The following is a 443-nucleotide window of genomic DNA, read 5'->3' on the forward strand; positions in this document are numbered from 1 at the left end:
AACGAACTGGCGGAGACCAGCCAGACCGTAGTGACGCAGGTTTCCGCATCCGGCTCCATTTCCGGGGCTATGTCCTATGGCACCTATGATGACATGCTGGCTGCCGTCATGACCGAGGACTGGCGCACGGCAAAAATTGCCATCGCCATAGACAGCAAGGCCACGCCTGCTGTGACTGGCACCTATGCCCTCAAGAGCGAGGCCCACAGCGGCAATGATGTGCTGCTGACAGCAGCCGATCTGAGCACATGGCCTGCAACCGGCATCATCCATCTGACGGATGCCACCAACAAGCTGGACCTGTATGCCAAGTATATTGGCATCAATGGCGGCCTGATGCTGCCTGCGGGCACGCTCAATGCCAGTGATGGTACACCTCTGGTGGCCGATGGCACGGCCATGTCGGATGGTACGGCCATTGTGCTGGCAGACATCATGAATGG

At 58.7% G+C, this 443-nt stretch carries 1 pseudogene; it reads left to right on the top strand.

The window, feature by feature from the left end:
* Nucleotides 1-443, top strand: a pseudogene (locus HK26_RS13590) (hypothetical protein); the annotation flags it as partial.

Source organism: Acetobacter okinawensis, assembly GCF_002153655.1.
In the GTDB taxonomy this organism is placed as follows: Bacteria; Pseudomonadota; Alphaproteobacteria; order Acetobacterales; family Acetobacteraceae; genus Acetobacter; species Acetobacter okinawensis_A.